Consider the following 13060-nt stretch of genomic DNA (forward strand, 5'->3'; position numbering starts at 1 on the left):
CTCAAGGCGAAGAAGGACAGCACGACTACGCTGCCACCATGACCATCGACGTACGCAACCCCGGTCCGGAGTACCTCGCCTTCTGGCGCGAGTACCACCTGTGCACGCTGACAACCCCGCGCCCGGACGGCTCGCCGCACGTCGTCCCGGTCGGCGTGACGTACGACCCCGAGGCGGGACTCGCCCGCGTCATCACCAACAAGACCAGCACGAAGGTCGCGAACGTGCGGGCGGCGGGGCCGGACGGGGCACGGGTCGCCGTCTGCCAGGTGAAGGGCGGCCACTGGGCGACGCTGGAGGGGCGCGCGGTCGTCCGTACGGAACCGGAGCTGGTCGCGGAGGCGGTACGCCGCTACGCCGAGCGGTACGCGCGCACGCCGGCGCCGAACCCGGACCGCGTGCTGATCGAGATCACCCTGGACCGCGCGATGGGCCGCGCCCCGGGCGCGGCCTGATCCGGGTCGGGCGCGGGTCAGGGCCCGGACCCCGATCCGGGTCCGGGCAGCACAGCGGCGCCATCGTGTTCAGGTCCACGATGGCGCCGCTGTGTGGGGGAGCGCCTGAGCGATCGGTAACGACGGGGGAATCGCTTCAGGCGCTGCGGGGGGTGGCTGTGCTGGTTTCTGGTTCGAACAGCTGGTGGTCACGCTGGTCGAGATTGACGAACACCATGCCGTAACGCACGGCACAGCGAACGGGCTTGGGTGCCCCCCGGGGCCTGCGGAGGCACCGGTAGGCACGGACGTCCTCATCCTCTTCACGCGCGACCAGGATCGGCTCGCCGAACAGGGTGACCATCAGCGAGTCGCCACGGTGGGGAATGGCCGTGACCAGGTCGATGAAGTGCCACCCCGAGCGGTAAGCGGTGGCCATCTCGCGTCTGAAGGTGCGGTCGTCCGGTGGAACGGTCATGCGTCCGTCTTGGCCGGCGCGACGCCCCAGCCGGTGTCCGACGGGCCTTCCGCCTGTACGTTGCCCCAGCCGGTGTCCGGCGGGCCGGCCGGCTGAGCTTTGCCCCAGCCGGTGTCGAGCGGCGATTCCATCACGCCGCTGCCACCCAGGGCCCCGAAAGCCACGGCCGCAGAGAAAGCAACGGCAAGCGCCGAGCGAAGCAATATTTTGTACATGGTCGGCTTCGTCCTCACTTGAAGGTTTCCTCTCCCCCGTGTCACAAAGACGATGGCTCATTCAGGCACGTCAACGCCACAGAACCGATGCATCATGTTCCTGTATGTTCAGGACCCTGGGGGGTGGAGATTTGCCTATAAATCAATCAAAACCGACACATCCCCATGCTGTCACTGAGCTGTGTGACGACGGGGCGGAGTTCTATGCCAGTGCTCTGAGCGCGGGACGGATCGCCCGCGCCGAGGTGCAGACGGCCCCGTGCCTGCTGGATTTCGCCCTGCTCCATCCCGATCCGGACGACGAGACATGGCTCCGTCCGGTTCCACCGTCCGTCGCGCTGGCGCAGCGACTCCACCCCCTGGAACGCGAAATCCAGGACCGGAGACGCCATTCCCTCGAACTGACCGAATCCTTCGAGCCGTTCATGGCCATCAGCGCCCAGGATCCGGCGCCCACGCACGCGATCACCGTGCTGGAAGGCTTCTCCCGGATCAACGCGGCGCTCAACCTCGCCACCGCGGAGTGCCGCAACGAGGTACTGACGATCCAGCCCGGCGGACGGCGCACCGAACACATTCTCAACCAGGCCCTCGAACGCGACAGGCCGCTGATAGACCGCGGGGTCCGGATGCGCACCCTGTACCAGCACACCGTCCGGCACAGCCAGGGCACGATGGCCTACGTGGACCGGATAGCCGACGGGAAGGTCGAGATCCGGACGCTCGAAGAACTCGTCGAGCGGCTCATCATCTGCGATCAGACGGTCGCCTTCATCCCGGCCCGCGACGACCAGCAAGTCGCCCTGGAACTGCGCCACCCCGGGCTCGTCCAGTACCTGATCGGCGTCTTCGAGCAGTTCTGGCAACGAGGCGTACCGCTCCAGGAGCAGGTCTGCTACAAGCACACCCCCGACGGCATATCCGGTGTCCAGCGCTCCATCGCCAAGCTCCTCGTCGAGGGGTACGTCGACGAGGCCATCGCCCGCCGGCTCGGTATGAACGTACGCACCGCCCGCGCGCACATAGCCAAGCTCGCCGCCACCCTCGGCAGCGGCAGCCGCGCCCAACTCGGCTACCTCATCGCTCAGTCCGGCGTCCTGGAGCAGGATCACTGACCGCGTCCACCGCCCACACTCTCCTCCTGGCTACGATTTCGCCACCGTCATCTTGTTGCACTGCAAAAAACGGGGGGGCCCAGATGAGCGGAGACGGGGAAGAACCAGCGCATTCGCACGGCAGCCGGGAACTGTGCGACCCCGCGATCCGGCTCTACACCGAAGCGCTCCGCACGGGGCGCATCGCACGCGCCGACCTCGCACCCGCCCCGTGCCTCATCGACATGGCGCTGCTGCACGCCGATCCCCGGGACGCCGCGTGGATGCGCCCCGTGCCGCCGTCCGCCGCGCTGGCACACCTGCTTCAGCCCATCACGCGGGAGATCCACGAGCGGGTACGTCTGACCGCCGAGCTGACCGACGCATTGGCCCCGCTGACGGCCCTCGCGAGCGAGGACCCCGATCTCGCCATCACCGTGCTCGAAGGAAAGCCGCTGATCGGCTCGGTCATCGGTGACACCATCGGCGCCGCCACCGAGGAGACGCTGACGGTGCAGCCGGGCAGCACCCGGCCGCCCAACGCCCTGCGAGAGGCACTGGCGCACGCCCTGTCCGCCAGCGAGCGGGGCGTCGACCTCCGTCACATCTACCAGCACTCGGCGCGTTACAGCCCGCACCTCAGGGACTACCTGAAGCACTTCACTCCCGAACAGCTGCAGGTGCGCACCGTGGAGCAGACCGTCGAGCGGCTGATCATCATCGACCGCGCGGTCGCCTTCATCCCCGCCACCCGCCAGCGCGACGTCGCCCTCGAAATCCGGCACCCCGCCCTCGTCACCTATCTCGTCCAGGTCTACGAGGTCCTCTGGGCCCAGGCCACCCCCATCGCGGAGCACCTGCCCCCGGTGTCCCCCAGCGCCCCCGTCACCGCCGTGCAACGCAGCATCGCGCGGCTCCTGGTCGAGGGGAACACCGACGAGGTGGTGGCCCGCAAGATGGGCATCAGCGTACGGACCTGCCGCGCCCACATCGCCAAACTCGCTCAGGCGCTCAACGCCTCGGGCCGGACCCACCTCGGGGCGCTGCTCGTCCAGTCCGGCATCGCCGAGGCGCCCCGTTCGCAACTGCCCCCATTCGACCTGGCGGAGCGGTAGTTCCCCACACCCTCACCCTCAAGGCCGGCTGAACCGGCCCGGCCGACAGCGAGAGGCCCGGCCCCCGCTCACGGGGTGCCGGGCCTTCGCGTGTCCGACGGAGCTACTCCGACGGCCTCTTCGGCCGCCAGACCACCAGCGCGCTCGCCTGCCGCACGTCCTCGTACCGGACCAGGTCGCGCCGGTACGACGCGTGCACCTGCGCCTCGCGCTGCTGCAGCGCGCTCGCCGCGCCCTCCACCGCCGCCGAGAGTTCGGCGACGCGCTGCTGGAGCGCGATCACCTGGTTCTCCAGCTCGATGATGCGCTTGATGCCGGCCAGGTTGATGCCCTCGTCCTGCGACAGCTGCTGCACCTGGCGGAGCATCTGGATGTCACGGGCCGAGTAGCGCCGGCCGCGCCCGGCCGTGCGGTCGGGGGAGACCAGGCCGAGGCGGTCGTACTGCCGCAGGGTCTGCGGGTGCAGACCGGAGAGCTGTGCCGCGACCGAGATGACGTACACCGGCGTCTCGTCGGTCAGCTGGTACGGATTGCGACGCTGGCGCGGGTCCATCTCATGCTCCCTTCGCGGCCTGGAACAGCTCCGCCCGCGGGTCCTCCCCCGCGGTCGCCTCACGGTAGGACTCCAGTGCCTGGCGGGCCTTGTCGTCAAGGCTCCTGGGCACTTCGACCTCCACGGTGACCAGCAGGTCGCCGCGGGTGCCGTCCTTGCGCACCGCGCCCTTGCCGCGGGCGCGCATCGTGCGGCCGCCCGGCGTACCGGCCGGCAGCTTGAGGGTGACCGGCGGCCCGCCCAGCGTCGGGACCTTCACCTCGCCGCCGAGCGCCGCCTCCACGAAGGTGACGGGCACGGTGACGGTGAGGTTGTCGCCCTTGCGGCCGAAGACCGGGTGGGCGTCCACGTGGACCACGACGTACAGGTCGCCGGCCGGGCCGCCCCGTTCGCCGGGACTGCCCTTGCCGCGGAGCCGGATCCGCTGGCCGTCGGAGACGCCCGCCGGGATGCGGACCTGCATGGTGCGCGACGACTTGGCGCGGCCGCTTCCCTTGCACACGTCGCAGGGATCCTGGGCGATGAGCCCGCGGCCCCGGCAGTCGACGCACGGGTCGGTGAGCGAGAAGCCGCCACCGCCGCCGCGCGACACCTGTCCCGTACCGACGCAGGTCGGGCACACGCGGGGCGTGCCGTTCTTGTCGCCGGTGCCGGAACACGCCTTGCAGGGCGCCTGGCTGGACATCCGCAGCGGGACCGTGGCCCCGTCGACCGCCTCGGTGAAGCTGAGCGTCACCTCGGACTCGATGTCCTGGCCGCGGCGCGGCTGCGTACCCGTACGCGCACCCGGACCGGCGCCCCGGTTGAACAGGCCCCCGAACACGTCCCCGAGGCCGCCGCCGAACCCGCCGGCACCGCCGGTCTGGGCCCCGCCCTGGGCGCCTCCGAAGAGGTCGCCCAGGTCGAAGTTGAAGGTGCCGCCCCCGGCGCCCGGGCCCGGCCTGAAGCCGCCGTTCCCGAACAGAGCACGCGCTTCGTCGTACTCCTTGCGCCGCTTGGAGTCGCCGAGGACGTCGTTCGCCTCGGAGATCTCCTTGAAGCGGTCCTCCGCCTTGGCGTCGCCCTTGTTGGCGTCCGGGTGGAACTCGCGGGCGAGCTTCCGGTACGCCTTCTTGATCTCGGCCTCGGTGGCGTCCTTCGGGACGCCGAGAACCTTGTAGTAGTCCTTCTCGACGAAGTCCTTCGTGCTCATCCCCGACGCCCCTCCTTCCTGCCGTTACGTGTACTGCTCCTGGTCGCGTCAGCCCTCGTCCGGGCCACCGCTCTCCTCGTCCGGAGCCTTGGCCGCGGGCTCGTCCGCCTTGGCGGGCGCGGCGCCGGGCTGGGGCTCGGCCACCGCGACCCGCGCGGGGCGGATGGTCCGCTCGCCGATCCGGTAACCCGGCTGCAGGATCGCGACACACGTCGTCTCTTCGACGTCCGGTGCGTACGAGTGCATCAGCGCCTCGTGGATCGTCGGGTCGAAGGACTCGCCCTCCTTGCCGAACTGCTGCAGGCCCATCTTGGCGGCGACCGTCTCCAGCGATTCGGCCACCGACTTGAACCCGCCCACCAGCTCGCCGTGCTCCCGCGCGCGGCCGATGTCGTCGAGGGTCGGGAGGAGCTCGGTCAGGAGGTTCGCGACGGCGATCTCCTTGACCGTGACCCGGTCCCGCTCCACGCGGCGACGGTAGTTCTGGTACTCCGCCTGGAGCCGCTGGAGGTCCGCGGTGCGCTCGTTGAGCGCCATGCGTGCCTGGTCCAGCTGCGCCGTCAGAGCTACGTCCTGTACGTCCCCCGCCGGGGCTGCCGGGTCCGACTCCTCCGCGGAGTCGGTCCCTGCCTTGTCGGGCGCGGCGGCCTGCGGTTCGGCGTCTTCGGGAGTGGCGCCGGAAGGGACGTCGGGCTTCTCCTCGAAGCCCGGAGTCTCCTCCGTCATGCGGCGCCTCCCTGACGGCCGGCGTCCTTCTCGTCGTCGACGATCTCGGCGTCCACGACGTCGTCGTCCGCCTTGGCCTGCTCGGCGCCGGGAGCGTCGCCGCCCGCGGCCTGGGCACCCTCGGCGTTGGCGTACATGGCCTGGCCCAGCTTCTGGGAGACGGCCGCGACCTTCTCGGTCGCCGTGCGGATCTCGGCGGTGTCCTCGCCCTTGAGCTTCTCCTTCAGCTCGCCGACGGCGGTCTCGACCTCGGTCTTCACGTCACCCGGAACCTTGTCCTCGTTGTCCTTGAGGAACTTCTCCGTCTGGTAGACGAGCTGCTCGGCCTGGTTGCGCGTCTCGGCGGCCTCGCGGCGCTTGTGGTCCTCGTCCGCGTACTTCTCGGCCTCTTCGCGCATCCGGTTGACCTCGTCCTTCGGCAGCGAGGAGCCGCCGGTGACGGTCATCTTCTGCTCCTTGCCGGTGCCGAGGTCCTTCGCGGCGACGTGCATGATGCCGTTGGCGTCGATGTCGAAGGCGACCTCGATCTGCGGGACCCCGCGCGGGGCCGGCGGCAGACCGGTCAGCTCGAACATGCCGAGCTTCTTGTTGTACGCCGCGATCTCGCGCTCGCCCTGGTAGACCTGGATCTGCACGGACGGCTGGTTGTCCTCGGCCGTCGTGAAGATCTCGGAGCGCTTGGTCGGGATCGTGGTGTTGCGCTCGATGAGCTTGGTCATGATGCCGCCCTTGGTCTCGATACCGAGAGACAGGGGCGTGACGTCGAGGAGCAGGACGTCCTTGACCTCACCCTTGAGGACACCGGCCTGGAGCGAGGCGCCGATGGCGACGACCTCGTCCGGGTTCACACCCTTGTTGGCGTCCTGGCCCCCCGTGAGCTCCTTGACGAGCTCGGCGACGGCCGGCATGCGGGTCGAGCCACCGACGAGAACGACGTGGTCGATCTCGGAGAGCTGGATGCCCGCGTCCTTGATGACGTTGTGGAACGGCGTCTTGCAGCGGTCCAGGAGGTCGGCGGTCAGCTGCTGGAACTGCGAGCGTGTGAGCTTCTCGTCCAGGTGCAGCGGGCCCTCGGCCGACGCCGTGATGTACGGCAGGTTGATCGAGGTCTCGGTGGAGGAGGACAGCTCGATCTTGGCCTTCTCGGCCGCCTCGCGCAGACGCTGGAGCGCCATCTTGTCCTTGGAGAGGTCCACGCCGTGGCCGGAGTGGAACTGCTTCACGAGGTAGTCGACGACGCGCTGGTCCCAGTCGTCACCACCGAGGTGGTTGTCACCGTTGGTGGCCTTCACCTCGACGACGCCGTCGCCGATCTCCAGCAGCGAGACGTCGAAGGTGCCGCCACCGAGGTCGAAGACGAGGATCGTCTGGTCGTCCTTGTCGAGGCCGTACGCCAGGGCGGCGGCGGTCGGCTCGTTGACGATGCGCAGGACGTTCAGGCCCGCGATCTCGCCGGCCTCCTTCGTCGCCTGACGCTCGGAGTCGTTGAAGTACGCCGGGACGGTGATGACCGCGTCGGCCACCTTCTCGCCCAGGTACGCCTCCGCGTCGCGCTTCAGCTTCTGCAGGATGAAGGCGCTCATCTGCTGCGGGTTGAACTTCTTGCCGTCGAGCTCGATGTTCCAGTCGGTGCCCATGTGGCGCTTGACCGACCGGATCGTCCTGTCGACGTTGGTGACCGCCTGGCGCTTGGCAACCTCGCCGACCAGCACTTCACCGTTCTTCGCGAAAGCGACGACGGACGGCGTGGTCCTGGCCCCTTCGGCGTTGGTGATGACGGTGGGCTCGCCGCCCTCCAGAACGCTGACGACGGAGTTGGTGGTGCCCAGGTCGATGCCGACCGCACGTGCCATTTCGATTCCTCCAGCTGACTTGAGTGGAACAGGCTCAAGGATGCACGACGTATCCCGCCGCGTCAACAGACCTGAGTCGGGGGGGCTCAACTCTTATGCGGCCCTTATGGGCAGGCGCGCGGCACGCCACCACTCGATGGAGCGCCATCTCGGGGCGAAAGGCATGAAAAAGTGCAGCACATGCCCGCAAAGCGGATCTTCGACCTGACGGTCGCCCCCGTCCTGCTGCTGCTCGCCCTCCCCGCCCTGCTCCTCGCCGCCGCGGCCGTGGCCGTGACGTCGCCGGGCCCGGTCCTCGTACGCCGGACCCGTGCCGGCCTGGCCGGGCGCCCCTTCGGCATGCTGACGCTGCGCACCGACCCCCGCACCGCGACCGGCCGACTGCTGCGCCGGTCGCGCCTCGACCTGCTCCCGCACCTGTTCCACGCGGTGCGGGGCGAGATGTCCCTGGTCGGGCCGCGCGCGCTGCCCCCGGACCATCCGTCGGCCACCCGGGTGCGCCTGCTGGTGCGGCCGGGCGTCACCGGCCTGTGGCAGGTCGGCGGGCGGCCGGGCCTGCCGTGGGAGGAGATGGAGATACTGGATCTGCACTACATCGAGCACCACTGGCTCGGTCTCGACCTGGCGATCCTCGCCCGCACCGTTCCCGCGGTCCTCGCCGCACGGGGCTGAGGGAACCCTTACGCGACACAGATCACCGCGTGCGCAACTACAGTGCGGCGGCATAAGTGGGTACGCTCAGCACGGAATGATTAAGTTACCGCTTAGTAATCCCATAGACCTCCCACCCTCGCACGCCCGAGGAGCCCCCTCATGCAACTCGCCGCGATCATCGTGTCGTTGGTCCTGACCGTGGTCGGCGTTGCGCTCATCGCCCGAGCCGTCGCGCAGATCTACCGGTTCGTCAAGCTGGGCCAGCCCGTCCCCGCGGGCAGCCGCACCGGCAGCCCGAAGCAGCGCACGATCACCCTGGCCAAGGAATTCCTCGGCCACAGCCGGATGAACAAGTGGGGGATCGTCGGCGTCGCGCACTGGTTCGTCGCGATCGGCTTCCTGACGCTGCCGCCGACCCTCGCCCAGGCGTACGGTCAACTGTTCCGGGCGGACTGGGTGCTGCCGGTCCTCGGCGGCTTCCTGCCGTTCGAGATGTACATCGAGTTCATCGGCCTGATGACGGTGGTGGGCATCCTCGTCCTGATGGCGATCCGGCTGCTCAACCTGCCCTCCCGGGCCGGCCGCAAGTCGCGTTTCGCGGGCTCCAAGGCCTGGCAGGCGTACTTCGTCGAGTACATCATCCTGACGATCGGCCTGGCGATCCTGGTGCTGCGCGGCCTCGAAGGCGCGATCCACCACGTCGACGGCTACGACGCCGCGTACTTCGTGTCGTACCCGCTCGTCCTCGCCTTCGACGGGCTGAGCGTCTCCACGCTCCAGACGCTGATCTACCTCACCGCGATGATCAAGATCGGCACCTCGCTGATCTGGATGATCACCGTCTCGCTGAACACCGACATGGGTGTGGCGTGGCACCGCTTCCTCGCCTTCCCCAACATCTGGTTCAAGCGTGAGGACGACGGCTCCGTCGCCCTGGGCGCGCTCCGGCCGATGACCAGCGGCGGCAAGGAGATCGACTTCGAGGACCCGGGCGAGGACGACACCTTCGGCGTCTCCCAGGTCGAGCAGTTCAGCTGGAAGGGCATCCTCGACTTCTCCACCTGCACCGAGTGCGGCCGCTGCCAGTCGCAGTGCCCCGCCTGGAACACCGGCAAGCCGCTCTCCCCGAAGCTCCTGATCATGTCGCTGCGCGACCACGCGCACGCCAAGGCGCCGTACCTGCTCGCGGGCGGCGGCAAGACCATGGAGGGCGACGAGAAGGCGACGGCCGAGCAGCTGAAGGACGTGCCCGCGTCCGCTCTCGCGGAGGCCGAGCGTCCGCTGATCGGCACGCTGGAGGAGAACGGCGTCATCGACCCGGACGTGCTGTGGTCCTGCACCACCTGCGGCGCGTGCGTCGAGCAGTGCCCGGTCGACATCGAGCACGTCGACCACATCGTCGACATGCGCCGCTACCAGGTGATGATCGAGTCCGCGTTCCCGTCCGAGGCGGGCACGATGCTCAAGAACCTGGAGAAGAAGGGCAACCCCTGGGGGCTGGCCAAGAAGCAGCGCGTCGAGTGGACCAAGGAGGTCGACTTCGAGGTGCCGATCGTCGGCAAGACGATCGAGGACCTGTCCGAGGTCGAGTACCTCTACTGGGTCGGCTGCGCGGGCGCCCTGGAGGACCGGGCGAAGAAGACCACCAAGGCCTTCGCCGAACTGCTCCACATGGCGGGCGTCAAGTTCGCGATCATGGGCGGCGACGAGAAGTGCACCGGTGACTCGGCCCGCCGCCTGGGCAACGAGCCGCTGTTCCAGCAGCTCGGCCAGGAGAACGTGGCGATGCTGAACATGGCGTACGGCGAGGACGACGAAGACCCGTCGACCCGCAAGCCCAAGTCGTCGAAGAAGATCGTCGCGACCTGCCCGCACTGCTTCAACACGATCGCGAACGAGTACCCGCAGCTGGGCGGCGAGTTCGAGGTCATCCACCACACGCAGCTGCTCCAGCACCTCATCGACGAGGGCAAGCTGGTCCCGGTGACGCCGGTCGAGGGTCTGATCACGTACCACGACCCCTGCTACCTGGGCCGCCACAACAAGGTCTACACGCCCCCGCGCGAGATCATGTCGGCCGTCCCGGGCCTGCGCCAGCAGGAGATGCACCGCCACAAGGAGCGCGGCTTCTGCTGCGGCGCCGGCGGTGCGCGGATGTGGATGGAGGAGCGGATCGGCAAGCGCATCAACACCGAGCGCGTCGACGAGGCGCTGTCCCTCAACCCGGACATCGTGTCGACGGCCTGCCCGTTCTGCCTGGTCATGCTCACCGACTCGGTCAACGGCAAGAAGAACGACGGCGCCGCGAAGGAATCCCTCCAGGTCGTGGACGTGGCTCAGCTGCTCCTCGACTCGGTGAAGACCCCGGCCGATCCGTCCGGCCCGTCCGGTACGGAAGAGCCCGAGTCGGCGGCGGACCAGCAGCCCGTTCCGTAACCGCCTCTCGAACCGCCTCGCGCCCTACCGACGGCCGGTCCCGCCTTCCCGGCGGGGCCGGCCGTCGGCGTGCGGGGCGCGTCGCCGCGGAGCCCCCGGAGACATGACCGACCCTCGGAGATCCGGCAGGGACCTCGGAGATCTGGTCGGGTCCTCGGAGTTGTGGTCGGGCCCTCGGAGATGTGGTCGGGCCCCGTACAACTCTCCTGCCCCACCGGCGGTCTCCTCTGCGCCGGACACCTCGTGTCCCACCTCCCGTCCGACGACTCCCGGATCACGACCTCGGGCGCCCGCTCCATCGGCCCGTCCGACGTCGGCGTCTCCACGACCGGCGCCCCCGTCCTCGGCGGCAACGCCGCCAACTGACACGCCCCGGCGCGGCCTTCGGCCGCTGATCCGTCCGTGTACGTGACGCACGAGCACCGGGCGGCACAGGGGCACCACCGGCCGGCGACCGGTGGTGCCCCTGTGCCGCCCGTACCGCTCCAGATCCTCTTCGGCTCCGCGGACGGCCTCACCGGCAGGGCGGTCGAGCCGCGCATCCCCGAGCGCGCCCGGTTCGGCGACGAGTGGCCCGGCCACCCCGTGTGCGGCGACGCCTCAACACCTCGGGCTGACGCCCGTCCGGTCCCACCCGCCCCTCAGCCCCGTCCGATCCCCTGGTCCCGTCCGGACCCGTCCGGTCCCGTCCGATCCCCTAGGGGATGTCACAGCTCGGCCGCAAAGCCGGGCCTGTTGCCGCAGGCCCGGCATGCCACCCACCCGGACCAGGTACGTTCGATTCGTGGCTGGATTCAGGATCGGACGCGGCCGGGACAACCGCACCCCGCAACAACAACCGCAGCGGCAACCGCAGCAACGGCAGCAACAGCCGTACGGGCAGCAGGCAACACCGCCTCAGGCCCCGTACGGCCAGCAGCAGTGGCCGCAGACACCGCAGTACGGCGGACAGCACGGCGAGCCCGAATACTTCGGCGACCCGCACCCGGGCCACGCCCAGGGCGGTCACGGCAGCCACGGCGGCCCCGCAGGAGGTGACCCGTACGCCAACAGCAACAACAATCCGGGTCACACCCAGGCGTTCAGCATCGGCGAGGACCCGTACGGCGACGGCAGTACCTACCACGCCGGCGACAGCCCCGCCCCGCCCGCGGGCCCGCGCCTGCACTGGAAGCAGCTGCTGAGCGGCATCGTGCTGCGCCCGGGACCGACGTTCTGGCAGATGCGCGACTACCCGGTCTGGGGCCCGGCCCTGACCGTGACGTTCCTCTACGGACTGCTCGCGATCTTCGGCTTCGACAAGGCCCGCGAAGAGGTCATCAGCGCGACCCTGACCAACGTCATCCCGTACGTCCTCACCACCGGTGTCGCGGTGGTCGTCTGCGGTCTGATCCTGGGCGCGGTGACGCACACGCTCGCCCGCCAGCTCGGCGGCAACGGCTCCTGGCAGCCGACCATCGGCCTCTCGATGCTGATCATGTCCCTGTCGGACGCCCCGCGCCTGGTCTTCGCGCTGTTCCTGGGCGGCGAGAACGGGCTGGTCCAGGTGCTCGGCTGGGTGACCTGGCTGGCGGCGGGCGCCCTGTTCACCTCGATGGTGAGCAAGTCGCACGACCTGCCGTGGCAGAAGGCCCTGGGCGCGTCCGCGATCCAGCTGGTGGCGCTGCTGTCCCTGATCAAGCTGGGCACGATCTGACGTACCCCGTCGGCGCACCACGCCGTCGTACCCCGCACGGCAACGGAAGAAGGGCCCCGGCGCGACACCGCGCCGGGGCCCTTCCCACTTCTCCGCCTCTCCGCCTCGTCAGGCGTCGAGGACCTGCCCCGCCCGACGGATAACCGGCGGAGCGACCGACCAGGGGAAATTGATCCACTCGTCGGTGCGCTTCCACACGTACTCGCACTTCACGAGCGAGTGCGCCTTCTCGTAGATGACCGCGCTGCGCACCTCCGCCACATGATCGAGGCAGAAGTCGTGCACGAGCTTGAGCGTCTTGCCCGTGTCCGCCACGTCGTCGGCGATCAGCACCTTCTTGTTGCTGAAGTCGATCACGTTCGGCACCGGCGCCAGCATCACCGGCATCTCCAGGGTCGTACCGACCCCGGTGTAGAACTCGACGTTGACCAGATGGATGTTCTTGACGTCGAGCGCGTACGCCAGCCCGCCCGCCACGAAGACCCCGCCGCGCGCGATGCTCAGCACGATGTCGGGCTCGTACCCGTCGTCGGCGATGGTCTGCGCGAGCTCGCGCACCGCGTTGCCGAACCCCTCGTACGTCAGGTTCTCCCGCACGTCACTCTTACCCATAC

General features: G+C 69.3%; 14 protein-coding genes and 1 pseudogene. 8 read left to right on the forward strand and 7 right to left on the reverse strand.

Features of this window, described 5'->3' with window-relative positions; all coding sequences use genetic code 11:
* The first annotated feature begins 38 nt into the window (after positions 1-38).
* The gene (locus ABD374_RS01185) at positions 39-455 is read left to right on the forward strand and encodes a pyridoxamine 5'-phosphate oxidase family protein (protein WP_344489143.1); all 417 of its coding nucleotides are present in this window, start codon (positions 39-41) and stop codon (positions 453-455) included.
* 136 nt (positions 456-591) lie between these two features.
* On the opposite strand, the gene ABD374_RS01190 is transcribed toward ABD374_RS01185, so the two are convergent.
* Together ABD374_RS01190 and ABD374_RS01195 are read right to left on the reverse strand one after the other, a co-directional pair.
* Positions 592-912: a (2Fe-2S)-binding protein gene (locus tag ABD374_RS01190; RefSeq protein WP_344489145.1), complete on the reverse strand. Its 321-nt coding sequence runs from the start codon at positions 910-912 to the stop codon at positions 592-594.
* Entirely contained in the window at positions 909-1127 is a 219-nt protein-coding gene (locus ABD374_RS01195) for a hypothetical protein (RefSeq protein ID WP_344489148.1), read from the reverse strand. The genes ABD374_RS01190 and ABD374_RS01195 overlap by 4 nt, the downstream gene beginning before the upstream one ends.
* Before the next feature lie 104 nt (positions 1128-1231).
* Here ABD374_RS01195 and ABD374_RS01200 point away from each other — a divergent pair, with 104 nt between their 5' ends.
* Both ABD374_RS01200 and ABD374_RS01205 read left to right on the forward strand, forming a co-directional pair.
* A complete protein-coding gene (locus ABD374_RS01200) occupies positions 1232-2242 on the forward strand; it encodes a helix-turn-helix transcriptional regulator (RefSeq protein ID WP_344489151.1) in 1011 nt (336 codons plus the stop codon).
* Between the two features lie 83 nt (positions 2243-2325).
* Positions 2326-3336 carry a helix-turn-helix transcriptional regulator gene (locus ABD374_RS01205; RefSeq protein WP_344489154.1) on the forward strand — a complete coding sequence of 337 codons (1011 nt, stop codon included), beginning with the start codon at positions 2326-2328 and terminating at the stop codon, positions 3334-3336.
* Between the two features lie 103 nt (positions 3337-3439).
* On the opposite strand, the gene ABD374_RS01210 is transcribed toward ABD374_RS01205, so the two are convergent.
* The 4 genes from ABD374_RS01210 to dnaK are packed head-to-tail and all read right to left on the reverse strand — an operon-like array spanning position 3440 to position 7660.
* Positions 3440-3889, reverse strand: coding sequence for a heat shock protein transcriptional repressor HspR (locus ABD374_RS01210; RefSeq protein ID WP_344489157.1), 450 nt, complete (start codon positions 3887-3889; stop codon positions 3440-3442).
* Between the two features lies 1 nt (position 3890).
* Positions 3891-5081, reverse strand: a complete 1191-nt coding sequence (dnaJ, locus tag ABD374_RS01215; protein ID WP_344489160.1) for a molecular chaperone DnaJ — start codon at positions 5079-5081, stop codon at positions 3891-3893.
* Positions 5082-5129: 48 nt separating this feature from the next.
* The gene (gene grpE, locus ABD374_RS01220) at positions 5130-5807 is read right to left on the reverse strand and encodes a nucleotide exchange factor GrpE (protein WP_344489163.1); all 678 of its coding nucleotides are present in this window, start codon (positions 5805-5807) and stop codon (positions 5130-5132) included.
* Positions 5804-7660, reverse strand: coding sequence for a molecular chaperone DnaK (dnaK, locus tag ABD374_RS01225; RefSeq protein ID WP_344489166.1), 1857 nt, complete (start codon positions 7658-7660; stop codon positions 5804-5806). Before dnaK ends, grpE begins: the two co-directional genes overlap by 4 nt.
* A gap of 180 nt (positions 7661-7840) precedes the next feature.
* Here dnaK and ABD374_RS01230 point away from each other — a divergent pair, with 180 nt between their 5' ends.
* From ABD374_RS01230 to ABD374_RS01250, 5 genes and pseudogenes are all read left to right on the forward strand, one after another.
* Positions 7841-8332, forward strand: coding sequence for a sugar transferase (locus ABD374_RS01230; RefSeq protein WP_344489169.1), 492 nt, complete (start codon positions 7841-7843; stop codon positions 8330-8332).
* Positions 8333-8473: 141 nt separating this feature from the next.
* Complete coding sequence (locus ABD374_RS01235) at positions 8474-10750, forward strand: (Fe-S)-binding protein (protein WP_344489172.1); 2277 nt, start codon at positions 8474-8476, stop codon at positions 10748-10750.
* Positions 10751-10993: 243 nt separating this feature from the next.
* The gene (locus ABD374_RS01240) at positions 10994-11116 is read left to right on the forward strand and encodes a hypothetical protein (RefSeq protein WP_344489175.1); all 123 of its coding nucleotides are present in this window, start codon (positions 10994-10996) and stop codon (positions 11114-11116) included.
* Positions 11117-11215: 99 nt separating this feature from the next.
* Positions 11216-11347: pseudogene (locus ABD374_RS01245) on the forward strand (FG-GAP repeat domain-containing protein); the annotation flags it as partial.
* Between the two features lie 187 nt (positions 11348-11534).
* Positions 11535-12446: a Yip1 family protein gene (locus ABD374_RS01250; RefSeq protein ID WP_344489178.1), complete on the forward strand. Its 912-nt coding sequence runs from the start codon at positions 11535-11537 to the stop codon at positions 12444-12446.
* A gap of 108 nt (positions 12447-12554) precedes the next feature.
* On the opposite strand, the gene ABD374_RS01255 is transcribed toward ABD374_RS01250, so the two are convergent.
* Positions 12555-13058 (reverse strand): phosphoribosyltransferase, encoded by a 504-nt coding sequence (locus tag ABD374_RS01255; protein WP_093799906.1) that lies wholly within the window; start codon positions 13056-13058, stop codon positions 12555-12557.
* Positions 13059-13060 lie beyond the last annotated feature (2 nt).

This window comes from Streptomyces enissocaesilis, from assembly GCF_039533765.1.
Taxonomy (GTDB): domain Bacteria; phylum Actinomycetota; class Actinomycetes; order Streptomycetales; family Streptomycetaceae; genus Streptomyces; species Streptomyces enissocaesilis.